22 protein-coding genes are annotated in these 19,369 nt (G+C 30.5%); 18 read left to right on the forward strand and 4 right to left on the reverse strand.

Annotated elements, in window-relative coordinates; genetic code table 11:
• Positions 1 to 11: 11 nt before the first annotated feature.
• Both DKK79_RS04245 and celB read left to right on the forward strand, forming a co-directional pair.
• Positions 12 to 509, forward strand: coding sequence for a hypothetical protein (locus DKK79_RS04245; protein WP_110422975.1), 498 nt, complete (start codon positions 12 to 14; stop codon positions 507 to 509).
• A gap of 14 nt (positions 510 to 523) precedes the next feature.
• Complete coding sequence (gene celB, locus DKK79_RS04250) at positions 524 to 1,876, forward strand: PTS cellobiose transporter subunit IIC (protein ID WP_110422976.1); 1,353 nt, start codon at positions 524 to 526, stop codon at positions 1,874 to 1,876.
• A gap of 122 nt (positions 1,877 to 1,998) precedes the next feature.
• On the opposite strand, the gene rplI is transcribed toward celB, so the two are convergent.
• From rplI to rpsF, 4 genes are read right to left on the reverse strand one after another with little or no spacing between them, the layout of a single operon-like run.
• Positions 1,999 to 2,448, reverse strand: coding sequence for a 50S ribosomal protein L9 (rplI, locus tag DKK79_RS04255; RefSeq protein WP_034882514.1), 450 nt, complete (start codon positions 2,446 to 2,448; stop codon positions 1,999 to 2,001).
• 22 nt (positions 2,449 to 2,470) lie between these two features.
• Positions 2,471 to 2,698 carry a 30S ribosomal protein S18 gene (gene rpsR, locus DKK79_RS04260; RefSeq protein ID WP_025314965.1) on the reverse strand — a complete coding sequence of 76 codons (228 nt, stop codon included), beginning with the start codon at positions 2,696 to 2,698 and terminating at the stop codon, positions 2,471 to 2,473.
• Between the two features lie 4 nt (positions 2,699 to 2,702).
• Complete coding sequence (gene priB, locus DKK79_RS04265) at positions 2,703 to 3,014, reverse strand: primosomal replication protein N (protein WP_110422977.1); 312 nt, start codon at positions 3,012 to 3,014, stop codon at positions 2,703 to 2,705.
• Positions 2,998 to 3,381 (reverse strand): 30S ribosomal protein S6, encoded by a 384-nt coding sequence (gene rpsF, locus DKK79_RS04270; protein WP_034882519.1) that lies wholly within the window; start codon positions 3,379 to 3,381, stop codon positions 2,998 to 3,000. The genes priB and rpsF overlap by 17 nt, the downstream gene beginning before the upstream one ends.
• A gap of 332 nt (positions 3,382 to 3,713) precedes the next feature.
• Here rpsF and DKK79_RS04275 point away from each other — a divergent pair, with 332 nt between their 5' ends.
• The 16 genes from DKK79_RS04275 to msbA all read left to right on the forward strand — a co-directional run bounded on the left by DKK79_RS04275 (position 3,714) and on the right by msbA (position 19,359).
• A complete protein-coding gene (locus DKK79_RS04275; protein ID WP_034882520.1) occupies positions 3,714 to 4,061 on the forward strand; it encodes an HIT domain-containing protein in 348 nt (115 codons plus the stop codon).
• Between the two features lie 5 nt (positions 4,062 to 4,066).
• Positions 4,067 to 4,690 carry a penicillin-binding protein activator LpoB gene (locus DKK79_RS04280; protein ID WP_110422978.1) on the forward strand — a complete coding sequence of 208 codons (624 nt, stop codon included), beginning with the start codon at positions 4,067 to 4,069 and terminating at the stop codon, positions 4,688 to 4,690.
• The gene (gene nagZ, locus DKK79_RS04285) at positions 4,690 to 5,736 is read left to right on the forward strand and encodes a beta-N-acetylhexosaminidase (RefSeq protein WP_110422979.1); all 1,047 of its coding nucleotides are present in this window, start codon (positions 4,690 to 4,692) and stop codon (positions 5,734 to 5,736) included. The genes DKK79_RS04280 and nagZ overlap by 1 nt, the downstream gene beginning before the upstream one ends.
• The gene (locus DKK79_RS04290; protein ID WP_110422980.1) at positions 5,696 to 6,958 is read left to right on the forward strand and encodes a sigma 54-interacting transcriptional regulator; all 1,263 of its coding nucleotides are present in this window, start codon (positions 5,696 to 5,698) and stop codon (positions 6,956 to 6,958) included. Before nagZ ends, DKK79_RS04290 begins: the two co-directional genes overlap by 41 nt.
• 25 nt (positions 6,959 to 6,983) lie before the next feature.
• Complete coding sequence (gene rfbB / locus DKK79_RS04295) at positions 6,984 to 7,982, forward strand: dTDP-glucose 4,6-dehydratase (protein WP_110422981.1); 999 nt, start codon at positions 6,984 to 6,986, stop codon at positions 7,980 to 7,982.
• A gap of 52 nt (positions 7,983 to 8,034) precedes the next feature.
• Positions 8,035 to 9,036 (forward strand): WavE lipopolysaccharide synthesis family protein, encoded by a 1,002-nt coding sequence (locus DKK79_RS04300; RefSeq protein ID WP_110422982.1) that lies wholly within the window; start codon positions 8,035 to 8,037, stop codon positions 9,034 to 9,036.
• Between the two features lie 65 nt (positions 9,037 to 9,101).
• Positions 9,102 to 9,851 carry a glycosyltransferase family 2 protein gene (locus DKK79_RS04305; protein ID WP_110422983.1) on the forward strand — a complete coding sequence of 250 codons (750 nt, stop codon included), beginning with the start codon at positions 9,102 to 9,104 and terminating at the stop codon, positions 9,849 to 9,851.
• A complete protein-coding gene (locus DKK79_RS04310; RefSeq protein WP_110422984.1) occupies positions 9,848 to 10,474 on the forward strand; it encodes a phosphodiesterase in 627 nt (208 codons plus the stop codon). Before DKK79_RS04305 ends, DKK79_RS04310 begins: the two co-directional genes overlap by 4 nt.
• Positions 10,464 to 11,096 carry an HAD family hydrolase gene (locus DKK79_RS04315; protein WP_110422985.1) on the forward strand — a complete coding sequence of 211 codons (633 nt, stop codon included), beginning with the start codon at positions 10,464 to 10,466 and terminating at the stop codon, positions 11,094 to 11,096. The genes DKK79_RS04310 and DKK79_RS04315 overlap by 11 nt, the downstream gene beginning before the upstream one ends.
• Positions 11,096 to 11,830: a glycosyltransferase family 2 protein gene (locus tag DKK79_RS04320; RefSeq protein WP_110422986.1), complete on the forward strand. Its 735-nt coding sequence runs from the start codon at positions 11,096 to 11,098 to the stop codon at positions 11,828 to 11,830. Before DKK79_RS04315 ends, DKK79_RS04320 begins: the two co-directional genes overlap by 1 nt.
• On the forward strand, positions 11,830 to 12,156 hold the full coding sequence (locus DKK79_RS04325; protein ID WP_110422987.1) for a cupin domain-containing protein: 327 nt from the start codon (positions 11,830 to 11,832) through the stop codon (positions 12,154 to 12,156). Before DKK79_RS04320 ends, DKK79_RS04325 begins: the two co-directional genes overlap by 1 nt.
• Before the next feature lie 16 nt (positions 12,157 to 12,172).
• A complete protein-coding gene (locus DKK79_RS04330; protein WP_110422988.1) occupies positions 12,173 to 13,222 on the forward strand; it encodes a WavE lipopolysaccharide synthesis family protein in 1,050 nt (349 codons plus the stop codon).
• Positions 13,223 to 13,229: 7 nt separating this feature from the next.
• A complete protein-coding gene (locus DKK79_RS04335) occupies positions 13,230 to 15,368 on the forward strand; it encodes a WavE lipopolysaccharide synthesis family protein (RefSeq protein WP_181415227.1) in 2,139 nt (712 codons plus the stop codon).
• A gap of 34 nt (positions 15,369 to 15,402) precedes the next feature.
• Positions 15,403 to 16,359, forward strand: a complete 957-nt coding sequence (locus DKK79_RS04340; RefSeq protein ID WP_110422990.1) for a DUF7796 domain-containing protein — start codon at positions 15,403 to 15,405, stop codon at positions 16,357 to 16,359.
• A gap of 67 nt (positions 16,360 to 16,426) precedes the next feature.
• Complete coding sequence (locus DKK79_RS04345) at positions 16,427 to 17,482, forward strand: glycosyltransferase (protein ID WP_110422991.1); 1,056 nt, start codon at positions 16,427 to 16,429, stop codon at positions 17,480 to 17,482.
• A 140-nt stretch (positions 17,483 to 17,622) separates the two neighbouring features.
• Positions 17,623 to 19,359: a lipid A export permease/ATP-binding protein MsbA gene (gene msbA / locus DKK79_RS04350; RefSeq protein WP_110422992.1), complete on the forward strand. Its 1,737-nt coding sequence runs from the start codon at positions 17,623 to 17,625 to the stop codon at positions 19,357 to 19,359.
• The last annotated feature ends 10 nt before the right edge of the window (positions 19,360 to 19,369 follow it).

Below are 19,369 nucleotides of genomic sequence, written 5' to 3' on the forward strand. Positions count from 1 at the left end.
AGGAGTTAGTGATGAAGACTCCACTAGAAAGCCAACTTAGTATGCATAAAAAAGTCAGTTTGACTAATCTCTATTTTAATCGTTTTTTAGCGGTTCGTTATATCACAGCATTTTTTCTGTTTATTAACCTTTACTGGGCAGTTTTTTTGCTAGGGAGCTTATCAATAGCCTCTGTACTACCTTTGGTAGTCATTGTGCTTGCTATGTTAACTAGTTTTGAGCAAATAAAACTTTACCGAAATCATAAAAACCATTTGCGTTACGCGAGTTTGTTTTATCGATTTATGTTGATAGCTATCACAGTGTTAATCGTCTCGATATTCACCCCATTATTTCACTTCTTTTTTCCATTTTTAAAAAATTCACCAGAGGCGATGAACATATTATTAGGAATTTTGTTAGCAAGTTTATTTTTTACAATTCTTATATTAATAAAATTGAAAAAAATTGCGCGTAATGAGGATAAACATTTTAAAAGAATTCAAGCTTATCAAGAAATCATTAATTAAATGAGGAAAACAAAATGAATACCGGATTTGTGTTGTTACAGAAGTATTTGATGACTCCGATGGCTAAAATATCGCAGTTTAAAATTGTTCGAGCAGTAATGGCGGCAGGGATGGCATCTGTTCCTTTTTGTATCGTTGGATCGATGTTTTTGGTGTTTAATACTTTGCCGATGACATTTACTGGCTTAGAAACAGTATTTGAAAATACTGTTTTCAAAGTAAGTGATCTTTATATGATAGCAAATACGGCGACAATGGGAATATTAGCGCTCTATTTTAATATTGTTGTCGGTTATGAATTAACTAAAATTGAGGAAGAAGAAACTGGTTTAAAAGTTAATGCACTTAATGGAGCAATGTTATCCGTTTTCGCTTTTATTATGACTTTACCAGAATTGGTAATGCAAAATGGTGCAATGGTATTATTAAGTGATCAAAGTCAATTAGTCTTTAATGGATTACGTTTAAAACCGTTTGTTTATCGCTTAGGTACATCTGGTATCTTTATTGCCATTGTTATGGCGATTATTGCAACACAGTTGTATTTCCTCTGTGTACGTCGTAATTGGGTGGTTAAAATGCCGGAAACCGTTCCATTAGGCGTATCCCGATCATTCACTGCATTAATTCCAACTTTTGTTATTGCATTCACAATTCTTATTCTAAACGGAATTTTGGTGTATTTTGGTACGGATATATTTGATATTATCGGTGTTCCATTTACCTTTGTAACCAATTTAACTAAAAGTTGGCTTGGTATAATGGTGATTCTATTTTTAATCCATGCACTTTGGGTGGTGGGTATTCATGGTGCGAGTATCATAGGTGCCTTTATTACACCGATGACACTTTCCAATATGGCTGATAATATTGGTGGTGCTAATATTCCGTTTGCAGGTGAATTTAACAATTCATTGGTTATTTTAGGTGGTTCAGGTTCAACACTACTTATGACTTTTTTTATTGCTTTTTGTGCTAAATCGAGTCAATTAAAAATTTTGGGTCGAGCTTCAGCTGTCCCGGCAATTTTTAATATCAATGAGCCAATTATTTTCGGTATGCCGATAGTGTATAACCCATATCTTGCCTTACCGTTTTTATTAGCACCGATGGCATGTGGTACTTTAGGTTACTTTGCGATTAGTAATGGGTTTATGAATCCAATTATTGCATTAATACCATGGCCATCACCAATGGGATTAGGGGCGTTTATTGGTACTGGTGGGGACTATCGAGCTATGTTTGTTGCGATACTTTCAGCAATTTTAGCGTTAGTAATTTACCTACCTTTTGTCAAAATGTACGACAACAAGCTTTATAAAGAAGAACAAGTTAAATCTGAAAGCAAAAGTCAAACAGAGGAATAAATTGCAGGTTGGTGTCGAATCTATTCTTGTTTTGATAAAAAACAGTAAAAACATAATAGATTCTTGAGGTAATAAAAAACCCGTTATAAAAACGGGTTTTTTTACTGTTATTTATTTGATGATTATTCAGGAATAATATCAACAATAACTTTTGCAAAAGCTTCGCTGTGTACTTGGAATAACACTTCGTGTTCACCAGTAGTACGCAAGACACCATTTGGTAAACGAACTTCGCTTTTTGATACTTGAATACCACGAGCTTTAACAGCATCAGCAATATCACGAGTACCAATTGAACCGAATAGACGACCTTCATCACCTGCTTTAGAAGTAATAGTTACTTTACCTAATGCATTGATTTCAGATACACGCTCTTCAGCGGCTTTTAATGTTTCTGCTAGTTTTGCTTCTAATTCAGCACGGCGCGCTTCAAAGAATTCAATATTCTTTTTAGTCGCAGGTACTGCTTTACCTTGTGGAATCAAAAAGTTACGAGCATAACCCGCTTTAACATTAACTTGATCACCTAAGCTGCCTAAATTAGCAACTTTATCGAGTAGAATAATTTGCATTATATGTTCCCTCTGTTGCTAATTACTGATGGTTGTCAGTATATGGTAATAATGCCAAGTAACGAGCGCGTTTGATAGCGCGAGCTAGTTGACGTTGATATTTTGCGCTAGTACCAGTAATACGGCTTGGTACGATTTTACCACTTTCTGTGATATAGCTTTTTAATAAAGAAACATCTTTATAATCAATTTCTTTAACGCCTTCTGCAGTAAAGCGGCAGAATTTGCGACGACGGAAATAACGTGCCATTTGGCTATTCTCCTAATAGTTTAATTTGGTCAGCATGTAAAACTAATTGACTGGTTTTATCTCGTTTAGTATGTGTGCTAATAAAGCCACTTACTAATACTTTGCTGCCTTTTTTAATACTGTAACTTAAATCTTGTAGTCCACTGACAATAACGGGCAAGGTACACCATGCTTGTCTGGGGAATCCTGCTTCGATTTGTTCGGAAACGTGTTCTAAATAAAACTGGCAGTGTGAAATCCCACTGGGACTCATTTTTTTTACCGGGGTTTTGGTAACCAGTCCCGATAAAACTAAACGATTATTCTTCTGAATCATCGTCCATGTTTACATCGCTATAATCTTCTTCAGAACTACGACGTTCATCTTTAGCTTTTAGCATAGGTGATGTTTCAGTTACAGCGTGTTTTGTACGCATAATTAAACTGCGAATTACTGCATCATTAAAACGGAAGTTATCTTCAAGCTCATTTACTGCTTCTTGAGTTGCTTCAACATTCATTAACACATAGTGTGCTTTGTGCAGTTTTTCGATAGGATAGGCTAATTGGCGACGACCCCAATCTTCTAAACGATGGATTTTTCCACCATCAGTGGTTAACGTACCAGTATAACGTTCAATCATACCAGGTACTTGTTCACTTTGATCTGGGTGAACCATAAATACAATTTCGTAATGACGCATTATCGCTCCCTACGGATTAATCAGCTTTCTGTCGGGGCAACCGCAACCCATTGAAAGCAAGGAACATGAAAATTGAGCGGTTGAAATCGACGGCGCATTATATATTAAAATTACGTCTTTAACAAATGAATAAATTATAAAAATACCCTATAGGGTTTTATAAGCAAAAAAATAAACTTAATCATCAAAATCCTATTTTTAACTTTTTTCATCAGAAAACCCGATCTAAATGTAAAAATGTAACGATATCTATACATTTTTGTCATTAAAGTATGCTATCCTTAGCGAAATAAAAATTTACGGTTTAAAGCTATTTTTAAAGGAGTGTTTGTATGGCTGAAGAGACCATTTTTAGTAAAATTATTCGCCGTGAAATTCCTTCTGATATTGTCTTTCAAGATGATAAAGTTACTGCTTTTCGGGATATCTCTCCGCAAGCACCAACACATATTTTAATTATTCCCAACAAATTGATTCCCACCATAAATCATATTGAAGAATCTGATGAAGCTTTACTTGGTCATATGGTAGTGGTAGCAGCTAAAATTGCCAAACAAGAAGGCATTGATGAAAGTGGTTACCGTTTAATTATGAACTGTAATAAAGATGCTGGCCAAGAGGTCTTTCATATTCATATGCATTTATTAGGCGGTAAGAATTTAGGTCGATTAATAGGTTAACTTATATGAAACAATTTAAACGTACCGTGCTAATTGGCATGTTGGCTTTTGGCTTAGTTGGCTGTCAAATTCTTGGAAATAATCAGAAGGTTGAGGTTAATCCGCCAATAGAACCCCCCGATGACATAGGCGTGGTTGAAACCCCTCCACAAATTGTAAAAACAATTGATTGGAATTCTATATTATCACCACTGGTGAATAAAATATTGCAATCTTCAACTTCCATTGAAGGTAATAAAGTTTTACTGATTAGTGATATTCAAAATCGTAGTGGTGATTATTTAGCCACCAATCAGATAGATCAAATGTTACATCGTTTAATGAATAACCAGAATCTTTTTGCTGTCGCTGATAGACAATCTATTATCCAAGCAAAACAAGCCTTAGGTATTTCTGTAGATGATAGGCTTGTTTCACGAAGTAAAATGATTGGTCTGGCTAAAAACATGAATGCTGGATATGTGCTTTTTACAACACTTTATAAATCACCATCAGAAAATGACGTCGCTGATATTTCTATGGAATTGCTTTCAACACAAACAGGTGAAATATTACAACGGGTAACATCAAAAGATGTCCAACCCAAAGAGGCAACTGATTCAGACAATAGTCAAGGGTCTGACAAGTAATGGGACCTTTATTGATTGATGTGCAAGGTACGTCGTTAACTAATGATGACGTATTACTTTTGCAAAATCCGTTGGTGGCTGGTGTTATCTTATTTAGTCGTAATTACCAATCTCCTCAACAATTAAACGAATTAATAAAACAAATTCGCACAGCGACAAATGAACGTTTATTAATTTCAGTCGATCACGAAGGGGGGAGGGTTCAACGGTTTAAACAGGGCTTTACTCTTATTCCACCGGCTCAATCTTTTGCATTGCTCAATGATCTGCAACAAGCTAAATCATTGGCATTTGATGCAGGTTGGTTACTGGCTATGGAATTGATTGCCTTTGATATTGATCTCAGTTATGCGCCAGTATTGGATTTAGGTCACGATTGTTTAGCGATTGGCAGTCGCTCCTTTCATTCCGACATTAATATTGCTTATCAAGTTGCTTCATCTATGATTGATGGTATGCATTCAGCGGGCATGAAAACCACCGGTAAACATTTTCCTGGCCATGGTCATGTTATTGCTGATTCTCATAAAGAAACGCCAGTTGATCATCGCTCGAAAGCACTTATTGAAAGTGATATGCAGATCTTTACAAAATTGATTGCTGAAAAGAAACTTGATGCAATTATGCCTGCTCATGTTATTTATCCAGAATTTAATGATCAACCAGCTAGCGGATCAGCATTTTGGCTTAAAAACGTATTACGCAAACAATTGCATTTTGATGGTGTTATATTTTCTGATGATTTATCGATGGAAGGGGCAGCAGTTCTAGGTAATCATGCTCAGCGAGCAGAAGCAGCCCTTAATGCCGGTTGTGACCTATTATTAGCCTGTAACAATCGTGAAGGTACATTAACTATTTTAGAGGCTTTGTCTATCTTAAATGAAAAACAATCGTTATTAACAGGCAAGGTAAAACAGTTATTGGTGAATACAAAAATTAGTTATACCGAGTTGATAAACAGCGATGAGTGGCGAATTCGTCATAACAATTTAATGAAATTAAATGAGAAGTGGGAAGATTATTATGCAAGCTGCCATCATTGAAATCGATAGTAATTCACAATTGGTTGCTTATAATAATGCAGCAAAAGCATTATTTCCTACTAATTCACTCCAGTTAAACCGAAAATTTGATTATCAAAATATTCTCAATTTGGATATGACAGTTAATTTAACTGCAGAAGATGACTCAATCATCGTTTTAAATTCACAATATTTTTTATTGCAAAAAGTTAATGAATCATCCAAAACTACCTTTATTTTGCAACCGGTTGAATATTTAAAAAGACGATTATCAAAAATCAATGTTGTTGGCAGTCATGCTTTTGATATTTTTGCGACTCAAAGTCAACCAATGCAAAAATTGATTGCTCAAGCTAAAGCGTTTTCCATGCAACGAGAGCCATTACTTATTACTGGTGAGACCGGGACTGGTAAAGATTTACTGGCTACTGCATGTCATCAATATAGCCCTAGAGGTGAGCAAACTTTTTTAGGTCTAAATTGCGCCGCCATGCCTGATGAGGTAGTTGAAAGTGAGCTTTATGGTCATGCTGCTGGCGCTTATCCAGGTGCACTCGAAAGTAAAAAAGGTTTTTTTGAACAAGCAAATGGCGGTTCTGTTTTGCTTGATGGCATCGATGAAATGTCATTCCAAATGCAAACCAAATTATTACGATTTATCAATGATGGTTATTTTCGCAGAGTAGGTGATGATAACGAAGTTTATGTTGATGTTAGAATCATCTGTGCGACTAAAGTAGATTTAGCTGAGTTGGTGGAACAAGGGAAGTTTAGGAAAGATCTTTATTATCGCTTAAATGTGTTATCTTTAAACTTGCCTTCATTGCAAGAACGCCAGGATGACATTGCGCCACTGACACATATCTTTATTGATGAATTTGCTAATAAGCAGGGCATCGATGCGCCAACTGTGAGTCAAGATGTTATTGCTTATTTAACTCAGTACTCTTGGCCGGGTAATGTAAGACAGCTTAAAAATGTACTTTATTCCGCATTAGCTCAGTTGACATCATCACAATTGACCGTAAAAGATATTGTTCTACCAGCGATAACGTCGACTCAAATATCATGGATCAATAATATCGAAAATAAAACTCTTGATGAGATGACCAAACAATTTGAAAAAGAAGTTTTAAAAAGCTTGTATATCGATTATCCAAGTTCTAGAAAGCTCGCAAAAAGATTAGGCGTATCACATACTGCAATTGCTAATAAGCTTAGGGATTATGGGGTGGGACGGTGAATAGAGGGATTTATTAAAAACTCCCATGAAGATTTTAGTTACTGGTGGTGCGGGTTTTATTGGCTCTGCAGTAGTTCGATATATTATTAAACATACTCCACATTATGTTATAAATATTGATAAATTGACTTATGCAGCTAATCCCAAAGCGCTCGAAAATATTTCGTATAGTGAAAAATATATTTTTGAAAAAGTTGATATTTGTAGTCATCAAGATTTAGATCGTGTATTTAAGTTGCATCACCCGAATGCAGTGATTCACTTAGCTGCAGAAAGTCATGTTGACCGTTCGATAGTTTGTCCATCAATTTTTATAAAAAACAATATTTTGGGCACTTTTACATTACTTGAAGTTATCAGAAATTATTTGATTCATTCATCTAAAGAGATTAGAAATAATTTTCGTTTTATTCATGTTTCTACCGATGAGGTATATGGTGAATTGAAAGCTTGTGATATAGCTTTTAATGAATATTCATGTTATGCACCAAGTAGCCCTTATTCGGCATCTAAAGCGTCAAGTGACCATCTTGTTTCTGCATGGTGTCGTACTTATGGTATACCAACTATTATAACTCATAGTACTAATAATTATGGACCTTATCAACATGAAGAAAAATTAATACCATCAACTATAACTAATGCTATAGCAGGTAAACCAATTCAAATCTATGGTAAAGGTTTACAAATTCGCGATTGGATTTATGTAGAAGATACTGCAAGTGCTTTATATTTTATCTTAATGAATGGTAAAATTGGTGAAACGTATAATATTGGAGCCAATAATGAAATCAATAATCTTGATATAGTTACAAAAATATGTTCTATTCTTGATACATATTTACCAATACAACAAGAAGGAATTGGGTGTTATAAAGAATTAATTAGGTTTGTTTCTGATAGACCTGGTCATGATTTCAGATATGCTATAGATTCATCCAAAATTCGGCAATTAGGTTGGAAGCCTAAGGAAAGGCTAGATTCTGGACTGATAAGGACTATTAAATTCTTCTCAGATATATAATCTAAAACTATATAAGACAATTATTAATAATATAAATGTTTAATCATAACTTATGAATAATCAAAATATGATAAAATTTGAAAATATTTCTGTTGTTGTACAGGGTGTTATTCATCCTGATATTACGAAGCTTACACTATTAAGCATTAGAAAATTTCTACCCAATTCTAAAATTATATTGTCTACTTGGAATGGTTCTGAAATAACCGGATTGGAATTTGATCAGCTGGTACTCAATCAAGATCCCGGAGGGTTTAATCACACCAATTTAAATAAGGCTAAATGTAATAATGTAAATAGATTGATTCTTTCAAGTCTAAATGGGATTAAGGCGGCTAAAACTAAATATGTAATGAAATTGCGAACGGATTTTCTGTTAACTGGAAACACATTTTTAAATTTTTTTGATAGATATAATTTAACTGATCCTAATTTTGCGTTATTTAAACATAAAGTTTTAGCGTGTAGCTATTTTTCACGTAACCCCAAGAAAATTAATTTAGCTTACCATCCTTCAGATATCGCTTTTTTTGGTTTGAAATTAGATTTGCTCGATTTATTTGATATCAACTTAATGCCAAAATCGGATGAATTTTATATATTTGAAAATGGTGAATGGCAAAGAAAATACGCACCTGAACAATATATTTTTATAAGTTTTTTAAGAAAAAAAGGTGTAAATGTATCTTTCAGTAATCAATTTCCTATTACAAAAAAACAAATAAAGCTTACTGAAAAGTATTTTACTTCAAATTTTATTTTTTTAGAATGGCGCTTTTTTAATTTAAAACCGCCTAAAAAGTTAAAACTATATAGAGAATTAGATCACTTTTCTTGTATTACTTATATTGAATGGAAGAAGCTATATTATAAACATGTTATCCAGAAACCAAACAAATTTGTAGGATTTGATTTTGAAAGGATTAAATTAAACTTGGTTCTAAAATATTATAAATTATTGAAAATTATTGCAAAATTTATTACTTTTTTTATTTTTGGTAAAAATAATAAAAAATTAAGGAAAAAAATTAGAAAGAAAATAACAGGAAATTAATAATATTTTTTGATAATATGTAATTTTACTATTACTTAATTTTAATTTACGAAAAAGAGTATGACATGTTAAACATTGTATTGCCTATGGCTGGTAGAGGAAGTCGATTTGCAGATGCTGGGTATTCTATACCAAAACCGTTCATTCCTATTCATGATGTGCCTATGATTAAAGTGGTAGTTGACAATTTAACTCCATCTTGCGATCACCGTTTTATTTTTATTTGCCAACAACAACATATAGATCAGTATGATTTAATACCTAAATTAAAATCATATGCTAAGAATGTAGAAATTATAGGTATAAATGGTATTACCGAAGGTCAAGTATGTACTGCTTTGTTAGCGAAAAAATTTTTCGATAATGATGAACCCTTAATGAATGCTAATGCGGATCAATATATCGATTTTGATATTAATGAATATTTGGATGTTATATTTTCGCGAAATTTGGATGGTTTGATTATGACGATGAAATCACAAGATCCAAAATGGTCGTATGCAAAAACCAATAGTGATGGTTTTGTTATTGAAACAGCGGAAAAGAAAGTTATTTCAGATGATGCAACAGTCGGTATTTTCAATTTCTCGAAAGGAAAAGATTTGGTTAGAGCAGCTGAACAAATGATTAAAGATAATATTAGAGTAAATAACGAGTTTTATACTTGCCCATGTTATAATTACTTAATCAAAGAAGGTAAAAAAATAGGCATTTATGGAATTGGTGAAGAATACAATGGTATGTATGGTCTAGGAATACCAAAGGATCTTGATTTCTTTATAAATCATCCAATTTCTCAACGGGTAAAAATATGATTGTTCTTTCACATAGAGGATATTGGAAAACTTTACAAGAAAGAAATTCTTTCGAAGCTTTTGAGCGAAGTTTCAATATGGGCTTTGGGACAGAGACAGATTTGAGAGATTATAACGGTGAAATAGTTATTGCTCATGATATGCCTAAAGGTAATGAACGAACTTTTGAAGAACTATTAGTCATTATGAAAGGGAGAAATTTACCGCTTGCTTTAAACATTAAAGCCGATGGTTTATATGAAAAAATTAAAAGTAAATTAGAAAAATATAATCATACTAATTATTTCACTTTTGATATGTCTATACCAGATATGGTTTGTCACTTAAAAAATAAACTAAAAGTCTTTACAGGTTTAAATGATTTATTAATTCAGCCAGTTTTGTTGTCTGAATGTGAAGGTGTCTGGCTGGATTGCTTTAATTCTGATTGGTATGATTGGTCTGTCATAGATAATCTTTTGGGACAGGGTAAAAAAGTTTGCTTAGTTTCAGCTGAATTACATAAAAGAGAAAATTTGAATCAGTGGTCTATTATTAAAAAGAGTAAGTTTTTGCATAGTGATAATTTATTGATTTGCACAGATTTTCCTGAAAAAGCGAGGGAGTATTTCAATGAAAATTAAAGCTGTTTTATTTGACATGGATGGAGTATTGATTGAAGCTAAAGATTGGCACTATGAAGCTTTAAATCGGGCTTTAAATTTATTTGGTTATGAAATAAGCAGATTTGAACATTTAACCAGTTATGATGGTTTACCGACATCAATGAAGTTACAAAAATTAACTTTAGAAAAAGGTTTACCTTCACAGCTTCATAAATTCATAAATGAAATGAAGCAACAATATACTGTATCAATGATCCAAAACTTATGCCGTCCTCGTTTTAATCATGAATATGCATTGTCAAAATTAAAATCGGAAGGATATAGGCTTGCAGTTGGCTCGAACTCTATAAGAATGACTATAGAAATGATGATGGATTATGCAAAATTGACAGATTATTTTGATTTTATGCTAAGTAATCAAGATGTTAAGAATGCTAAACCAGATCCCGAAATTTATTTGACTGCGATGTCTAAAATGAATATCAAACCAGAAGACTGTTTGATAGTTGAAGATAATGAAAATGGTATTAAAGCCGCTGTTGCTTCCGGTGCTAACGTGTTAGTAGTTAAAACAGTTGATGAAGTCAATTATGATAATATTAAAAAACGAATTTTAGAAATTGAAGAGGGATATAACTAATGCAAATCATTTTTTTAATGGGTGGGCAAAATTTTGAAAAAAATAGAGAGCAATACCCTCTTTACTTAACAGAAATTAATGAAAAGTTGATAATTGAGAAACAAATTGATTACTGTCGAGGATTAAATCCAAGAAAATTTCTATTTTGTATTAAAGATGAAGATATAAAAAATTTTCAAGTAGATTCGGTTATTAAACAATTGGTGCCTGATAGTGAAATTATCATTATAAATGATAAAACAATGGGGGCGGTCTGTACCGCTCTGCTTGGAATTGAATATATAAATAATGAAGAAGAACTAATATTATTGGCAGTTGATGATTTTATAGAAGTTTCAAGTGAAAATATTTTAAACTTTTTCAGGGAAAATAAAAGTGATGCAGGTGTTGTATCTTTTAACTCTGTTCACCCAAGATATTCTTTTGCTAAGCTTGATGAAAATGACTTAGTAATAGAAGTCTCAGAAAAAAAACCTATAAGTAAAAATGCATTGGTCTCATTCTATTATTACAAAAGAGGTGCTGACTTTGTTGAATGTGCTAAAAATGTAATTCGGAAGGATAACTTAATTAATGGAGCGTTTTATTTAAGTCAAACTTTAAATGAAATGATATTGAAACAAAAAAAAGTTTCGATCTACAAACTTACAAATGAAAAATTCCATTCTTTAAAAACAGAAATGCAATTAGCTCAATATATTACAGAATTAATGGATGTTAAGGAAAGTAAATAATGAAAGTAGCAAAACTTGATGATATGTTAAAAGGATGGTTCATAGGTAATTTTGAACCATCTCTTTTCAAAACAAATGAATTCGAAATTGCCGTAAAAAGATATGCAAAAGGTGATTACGAAGCTAAACATTATCATAAAGTGGCTACTGAATATACTGTTATTATTTCGGGGAAAGTTAGAATGAACGGTATTGAATATGGGGCTGGAGATATTATTGTTATGGAACCAAACGAATCTACAGATTTTGAATGTTTAGAAGATGGTACAGTTAATGTTGTAGTAAAATATCCAGGTTTAAACAATGACAAATTTTTATTAGATTAAATAAGTTGGTTTTAATATGGGAATTTTTGATCATGCAGTTTCAGTGGTTGTACAAGGTGCAATTAATACTTCCCTTACTCCAAAATGTTTGAAGAGTATCCGTCGTTATCTTCCTAATGCTGAGATAATACTTTCAACTTGGAACTCTTGTAATGTTAATGGATTAGATTATGATAAATTAGTATTGAGTGAGGATCCGGGTTTTTTTTATTACTCGTTAAATGAAAATGATAAAGTTAATAATATTAACCGTCAAATTCTTTCAACATTTGCCGGCTTAAAAGTTGCTTCTAATGAATGGGTTTTGAAGTTACGTTCTGATTTTCAGATAAATGGAAATAATTTTCTAAATTTAGTAAATAAGTATGAAAATAGTCTTGTTGATTATAAAGTATTTACTAATAAAATTATTGCCTGTAGTTACTTTTCTCGGAATCCAAAGTGTTCTCGATATGTTTTTCATCCTTCAGATATTGCTTTTTTGGGTTTGAAAAAAGATTTACTAAATTTATATCAAATTCCACTAATGAATGAGGATGAAGCTTATTACCTTACAATAAATGGAATTAAGTATAATAGGTATGTACCAGAACAATACCTATTTATAAAATGTTTACGGAAAAATTTTAAAACAGTTAATTTTTCCGATCAATCAGATCTTAATGATACTGTAGTTGAAGAAACAGAAAAGTACTTTGTATCTAATTTTGTATTTTATAATTGGAATCAATTAAATCTTATAGCTCCAAAAAAGTTTAATGATTTTATTTTAAATGATTTCATGACATGTATTACTCATATTGAATGGCTGAAACTATACGGCAAATATGTTGATGAACAAGTTATAATACCTAAAAAAGATCCTGAAAGGATACGTCTAATAAAAACTGCTATAAAATTTGGTTTATTACAGAAAAGCGATAAAACAAAAAAATTTAGATTAAAAAAACTAAACAAGCTGATTTCAAACATTGTAGCTATGCCTTTTTACGGAAATAAAAACAAAAATAAAAGAAATCAGATTAGAAAGAAAATAATAAACATACTTGAAAAAGAAAAACATTAGGATGATGATGACGGAAATAAATTATGATAATCTATCAATTGTTATAGAAGGGCCTGTTATTGAGCATATAACAAATGCTTCTATCAAAAGCTTAAGAAAACATTTTCCTTATGCTGAGATCATATTATCAGTATGGGAAGATGCTAATGTTGATAATTTGGATTATTCTATTTTAGTACTAAATGAGTATCCTGATGATCTTATTAGAACAAATCACAATTGGTTAGAAAATATTAATGGCGAATTACTTCTAATTAAGAATGGTTTAAAAAAGGCTACACGTAAATTTTGTTTAAAGTTTCGAACAGATTTACTATTAGATAGTAGTGAGTTTTTAAAATATTTTGATTGTTTTCCAGAAAGAAATGAACATTATAAATTATTTGATCACCGAATACTTATTCCAAGCAATTGTTCTAATTCTTTTTCAAATAATATTTTGCATCCAGTTTTATTTTATCCTTCACATTCTTGGCTTTTTGGTTATACCAGTGATTTAAAAATCTATTTTGATGATACACCATTAGTTGAAGAAGACTTTTTTGATTATAAATTCAATTATCCTGAAAAAAATATTATTCAATCTAATAAAAAAAGATTTTTAAGTGATCAATATTATTGTTTTTCAGCGTTTAAAAGATATTTCAAAAACCTTAAATTTGATGATTGTTCTGATTGGAACCCAGTAAACATTGAGCAATCTGAAATCGCTTTATCCAATAATTACATTTTTTTAAACTTTGAACATCATGGAATCCGTTCTATGATTGAGCCTGATTTGACTACCTCAAAAGCAACTTATCAACTTGGGGAATTAGGTATTTGGGATTATGATCTCTTCACTTATAATTACAGAAAGTATTGCGATAAAAATTACATTAGAGGAATAGTTATCACCTCTGACTTTCTTAGAATCGGTGATAATTACAATCCATATTATTTCAAATCTACAACACAGTGGATATATAATTTATTTAATTATCAAATAAAATTAGCTACAAACTTAGATCCTATTTTAGTCACAGGAGAGCCTCATTCGTTAATCGATAGAGATTACCTTTATGAGTTAAATAATCTCCCACTTTCTGAAGAATCATGGATAACACTTTCTGATAAAGAAGAATGGACAAAGCAAGCAATATTATATATTAAGAGAAAATTCTCAGGATATATTTTGATTATTCATCATGCAAATTTTGCATTTTTAGAGATTTTAAATGAATTAGATATCATTTATATTAATCTATTTGAATCTTCTTTTAGATTTGCAGAGGATCTAATTTTTTCTTTTAAAACTAATAATTTAGAAATTAGTAAAACTATAAGACAGTACAAATTACCAAGAAGCGATTTGTATATTTTAGCAAATTATATGAAAGCTTATTATAATAGGCGAAACTCAATTGACATAATCCCTAATTCAATATTGTATGTAGGGCAGACTTCAGTAGATAGTTCTTTAATAAAAGATGGAAAAATGGTCTGTTTGGCGGATTATAAAGATACTCTTTCGGATATTTTTTCTAATTATGACTGCATTTATTATAAACCTCATCCTTTTTCGAATAATAATAAACATGAAATAGAATTATTAGAAAAATATAGTAAATTAATTGTAATTAATGAAAATATTTATAATTTAATGTCTAATCAAAATATTTCTGCAATATCTGGATTGTCTTCTGGAGTATTAAGTGAAGCTGAATTTTTCGATAAGAAAGTATACTATATAAGTCATAAATATATTGATTATTGTGATGAAAATGATGATTTTGAATCATCAAAATTTATTCTCGTAAACAATAAATATTTTTCTCCTGTGTTTTGGCAAAATATTTTGAAATCAATATTCAAAAATACAAATGAAGTTTCAGATTTTTCTTTCAATAATTCTAATATCTTACGAGCATCTTTAAATTGTTATTGGGGTTACAATATCAATTTTTTTGATCTAAATAAAATAGATATACCATCTCAATCTAACAATAGCTTTTCCAAATTATCATCAATTCAACAAGAATTAAATATTAGAACTTATGGAGATTTATTTGAATTGGTAGAAAATGTTATTTCAAAGATGGAAAAGATTAGAAAAAAAAGATCTTTTTTAAGGAAGATTTTAGCATTTATTTGTAGAAAAAAATAATAAACATATATAAATAATATCAGAGATTGTTTTAATGGCTAATTTAAAAAGAATTGCAATTCAACTATTTGGGCATTTGAGAACTTTTGAATATACATTTGATTCATTTAGAAAGAATTTATTAGAAAAAAACATACAAGATGGTTACCAAATAGATATTTTCATTCATACTTGGGATGAGTTAGAGCATTCAACTATCAATTATCGTAATGTCGATGGGAATGTCTTAACGCAAGAAAGGCTAACTAACGAGAAACTTTTATTAGTCAATAAACTTTATCAACCTAAAAAAATACTTATTGAACCTCAATTAGAATATATAGATGAAGTATTAGTTGAAAAAATCGGTCAATTTCCTAGAGCTAAAAAAGGATGTTTAAATAATTCTTATACCATTTATATGGCTAATAAATTACGTAATCAATTTGAAACTGAAAATAGTATTAGATATGATTGGGTGATAGTAACCAGACCAGATATTTTTTTCAAAAAAACATTTAGAATTGATTCATTTTTAAGTTGTTATTTAGATTTTCAGTTACCAATCCCTCAGAATACCATTTTTCATGGTTTTAATCCATTCGGTCGTGGAAATATGATTGAAGATCCTCACTTTCTGGCCGGTTCAGATTTAGTTTTTTTTGGTAGTCCGAATACTATTAATAATGCGTCATCATTGTATACTGACTTTGAGGATAATATACAATCTGGAGATTTTTATTGTATGGAAGTTTGGTGGGCTAATTTCTGGAGGAAAAAAGGAATAAATATAAATCCAATTAATTTTAAACATGGTCCTGATTTTGATGTTATTAAAACTGAATTTATTGAAGAAAAGAAGTTAACTCAATATTCAAAATTTAAATATATAAAACGGGTTGTATTTTTTTATATATTAAATTTATTTCCTTATTGTCTTGTGAAGAATAAAGTTTATAAATTACAAAAAAAAATTATAAAAATGGAAATGTTTTCAAAAAAATCAGAATGATTTATTCTTTCTCGATTTTAACAATTTTTTTAAATGTTAATAAAAAAACAATTAAGGCCGAATTTTAATGCAACCGATTTTATCTGTAATCATTCCTGTATATAATACTGAAAAATATCTAAACAAATGTTTAAATAGTGTTATACATCAAACTTTCAAAAATATTGAAATTATTTGCGTTAACGATGGCTCAACAGATAATTCTCTTTCTATTTTAAAAAAATATACAGAAATTGATACTAGAATAAGAATCCTTAATAAGGAAAATGGAGGTTTGTCGTCTGCTAGAAATGTGGGTATTGAAAATGCTAAAGGAAAATACATTACTTTTGTCGATTCAGACGATTTTATTGAATTAGATACTTATGAGAAAACGATTTGTCACTTCAATCAACCGGAAGTTGATTTAATTTACTTTTCGACTAAGCTAATAATTGAAAACAATTGTAATCGAATTCAAGATGAGCGTTATTTTGAACACAAATATAAAGGTATTGTTAAATTATCTAATGATGTTATGAGAAATATGGACGTTTGTGTATGGAATAAAATCTATAAGCTTTCAATCATTAGACAGCATAATATTTATTTCCCTGACGGACTTTGGTATGAAGATAATCCTTTTTTTTGGTCTTATGGATTATTGTGTAATGCTGCATATTTTATTAACGATAAATTTTATAACTATCTTATAAGAGATGGATCTATAATGAGCCATACGGAAAAAAATCATAAGTATAGTGTAACTTCTCATGAGTTAGATTCATTGTTATGTTTTGAATATTTAATGCAATTTGTTGATCGTTGGCAATTGTTTGATAAATTCAAACCTGTTTTAATTGATTTGTTTCAACATAAGTTGTTAGAATCGATGCGTCGTGTACCTAACAAAGATAGAATATTAGCTTTAAATCAAGCAACTAGAATAGTTAATCTCTTTAATTTAACGTCTTATTTTCCTGATAATGATTTTATAAACTCTATGTATAATAAAAACTATCATAATATAAGTAAAATAAATCAATTGTTTTTAAATAAAAGGCAACGTTTATTTGGAATTTGGGATGCTGATAAGTTTTATATTCTATGTTTTCTAGGAATCAAGATAAAAATAAAAAAATAATTCAAATATATATAGCTAATATGCATAAGATTATAAATAAATATTTGTTTTTTATTCTATAATCTCAATAGAATAAAATTAACGAGAAAGTCTTATAATAGTGTATAATTGTTGATAATTTACTATTTTAATATTCTATTATGCCTCAAAAATTAAACTCAATTACTACTTTAAAAAAACTATGGCCATTCATTAAACCTTTTAAAAAAGCATTATTTGTGGCCGTTTTTGGACTGTTATTGAATGCAGCAACAGATGCTACATTAATATCACTTACTAAGCCATTACTTGACAATGGATTAATGGATAAAAATTATTCTCTTTTGATTCTTATTGCAATTACAATTGTTGGATTAATATTACTTAGGGGGTTATCTAATTATATTTCGACATACTGTCTTTCGTGGTTATCAGGAAAAGTTGTGACTAAATTTAGGCAGATGATATTTCATCATTTGATTAAAAGCCCTATTAGTTTCCATGATAAGCAATCCATAGGAGATCTTGTTTCTGTTATTACTTTCAATACTCAAATGTTATCGAAAGCCTCTTCCGACGCTTTGATAATACTCATTCGTGAAATAACTTATGCAGTCGGTTTATGTATTGTTATGTTATATGGTAGTTGGAAATTAGCTTCAGTATTAATTATTTTAGTTCCATTGATTATTTTTATAGCTCAATTCATAGCCAAAAAATTTAGACATACCATTGCTTCAATGCAAGCTGGAATGGGACAAATAACAGTCGCTAGTGATGAAATGTTAAAAGGGCATAAAGAAGTTTTGATTTTTAATGCAAAAGAATATGAAAAACGTAACTTTAATATTATAACGGATAAAGTTCGAAGTGGAATGTTGAAAATAGAAATAGTTTCAAGATTATCAACACCGTTAATCCAATTGATTGCAACAACTGGGTTAGGTTTCATACTTTATTTAGTAGCTAGTCAAAATTTAGATATTACACCAGGTTCATTTACTGTAGTTTTTTCTGCAATGGTTGCTGTAATGCGCCCATTACGAGAATTAACTAGTTTACATGTTGAGCTTCAGAAAGGTGCGGTTGCTTGTGAATCACTATTTGAACTTCTTAATTCCCCATTAGAGCATGATAATGGAACTATTGTTGTTGATCGAGTAAAAGGAAATATTGAGTTCAAAAATGTCACTTATACTTATCCTACACGAAATACTCCAGCACTTAATAACTTCTGTTTAAAAATAGATGCGGGTCAAACTATAGCTCTTGTAGGTCGTTCAGGGGCAGGTAAATCGACAATTGCAAGCTTATTGCCACGTTTTTATGATATCTCTAAAGGTGAAATTTTAATAGACTCTATAAATATTCAACAATACACTTTAAAATCATTACGAAAGCAAATTGGTTATGTATCTCAAAATGTTCATTTATTTAATGGTACTATTGCTGAAAATATTGCATACGGTGAAAAAGAACTTCATAGTGAAGATGATATTTTAAGAGCGGCTAAACAAGCAAATGCTATTGAATTTATTAATAAGTTAGAACATGGAATAAACACAGAAATAGGTGATAATGGTATCTTATTATCTGGTGGACAAAGGCAGAGAATTGCAATAGCTCGTGTTTTGTTACGTGATAATCCAATATTAATTTTTGATGAAGCTACTTCTGCACTAGATAATGAGTCAGAAAAACTTATACAAAAAGCGTTAGAAGTACTTCAGAAAAATAGAACATCAATCATCATTGCTCACCGTTTGTCTACAATTGAAAAAGCAGATCGTATTCTAGTTATTGATGATGGAAAAGTAATAGAAGATGGTAATCATGAGGCATTGATAAAATTAAATGGGATTTATGCACAAATGCATAAAATGCAATTTAATAGTTAAGGCAAATAGA

It is taken from the genome of Gilliamella apicola, from assembly GCF_003202915.1.
Taxonomy (GTDB): Bacteria; Pseudomonadota; Gammaproteobacteria; order Enterobacterales; family Orbaceae; genus Gilliamella; species Gilliamella apicola_Q.

Excerpts from the sequence above, each read along its gene's own strand:
- DKK79_RS04245 (WP_110422975.1), top strand. The coding sequence starts at position 12 with ATGAAGACTCCACTAGAAAGCCAACTTAGTATGCATAAAAAAGTCAGT.
- celB (WP_110422976.1), top strand. The coding sequence starts at position 524 with ATGAATACCGGATTTGTGTTGTTACAGAAGTATTTGATGACTCCGATG.
- rplI (WP_034882514.1), bottom strand. The coding sequence starts at position 2,448 with ATGCAAATTATTCTACTCGATAAAGTTGCTAATTTAGGCAGCTTAGGT.
- rpsR (WP_025314965.1), bottom strand. The coding sequence starts at position 2,698 with ATGGCACGTTATTTCCGTCGTCGCAAATTCTGCCGCTTTACTGCAGAA.
- priB (WP_110422977.1), bottom strand. The coding sequence starts at position 3,014 with ATGATTCAGAAGAATAATCGTTTAGTTTTATCGGGACTGGTTACCAAA.
- rpsF (WP_034882519.1), bottom strand. The coding sequence starts at position 3,381 with ATGCGTCATTACGAAATTGTATTTATGGTTCACCCAGATCAAAGTGAA.
- DKK79_RS04275 (WP_034882520.1), top strand. The coding sequence starts at position 3,714 with ATGGCTGAAGAGACCATTTTTAGTAAAATTATTCGCCGTGAAATTCCT.
- DKK79_RS04280 (WP_110422978.1), top strand. The coding sequence starts at position 4,067 with ATGAAACAATTTAAACGTACCGTGCTAATTGGCATGTTGGCTTTTGGC.
- nagZ (WP_110422979.1), top strand. The coding sequence starts at position 4,690 with ATGGGACCTTTATTGATTGATGTGCAAGGTACGTCGTTAACTAATGAT.
- DKK79_RS04290 (WP_110422980.1), top strand. The coding sequence starts at position 5,696 with ATGAGAAGTGGGAAGATTATTATGCAAGCTGCCATCATTGAAATCGAT.
- rfbB (WP_110422981.1), top strand. The coding sequence starts at position 6,984 with ATGAAGATTTTAGTTACTGGTGGTGCGGGTTTTATTGGCTCTGCAGTA.
- DKK79_RS04300 (WP_110422982.1), top strand. The coding sequence starts at position 8,035 with ATGAATAATCAAAATATGATAAAATTTGAAAATATTTCTGTTGTTGTA.
- DKK79_RS04305 (WP_110422983.1), top strand. The coding sequence starts at position 9,102 with ATGTTAAACATTGTATTGCCTATGGCTGGTAGAGGAAGTCGATTTGCA.
- DKK79_RS04310 (WP_110422984.1), top strand. The coding sequence starts at position 9,848 with ATGATTGTTCTTTCACATAGAGGATATTGGAAAACTTTACAAGAAAGA.
- DKK79_RS04315 (WP_110422985.1), top strand. The coding sequence starts at position 10,464 with ATGAAAATTAAAGCTGTTTTATTTGACATGGATGGAGTATTGATTGAA.
- DKK79_RS04320 (WP_110422986.1), top strand. The coding sequence starts at position 11,096 with ATGCAAATCATTTTTTTAATGGGTGGGCAAAATTTTGAAAAAAATAGA.
- DKK79_RS04325 (WP_110422987.1), top strand. The coding sequence starts at position 11,830 with ATGAAAGTAGCAAAACTTGATGATATGTTAAAAGGATGGTTCATAGGT.
- DKK79_RS04330 (WP_110422988.1), top strand. The coding sequence starts at position 12,173 with ATGGGAATTTTTGATCATGCAGTTTCAGTGGTTGTACAAGGTGCAATT.
- DKK79_RS04335 (WP_181415227.1), top strand. The coding sequence starts at position 13,230 with ATGACGGAAATAAATTATGATAATCTATCAATTGTTATAGAAGGGCCT.
- DKK79_RS04340 (WP_110422990.1), top strand. The coding sequence starts at position 15,403 with ATGGCTAATTTAAAAAGAATTGCAATTCAACTATTTGGGCATTTGAGA.
- DKK79_RS04345 (WP_110422991.1), top strand. The coding sequence starts at position 16,427 with ATGCAACCGATTTTATCTGTAATCATTCCTGTATATAATACTGAAAAA.
- msbA (WP_110422992.1), top strand. The coding sequence starts at position 17,623 with ATGCCTCAAAAATTAAACTCAATTACTACTTTAAAAAAACTATGGCCA.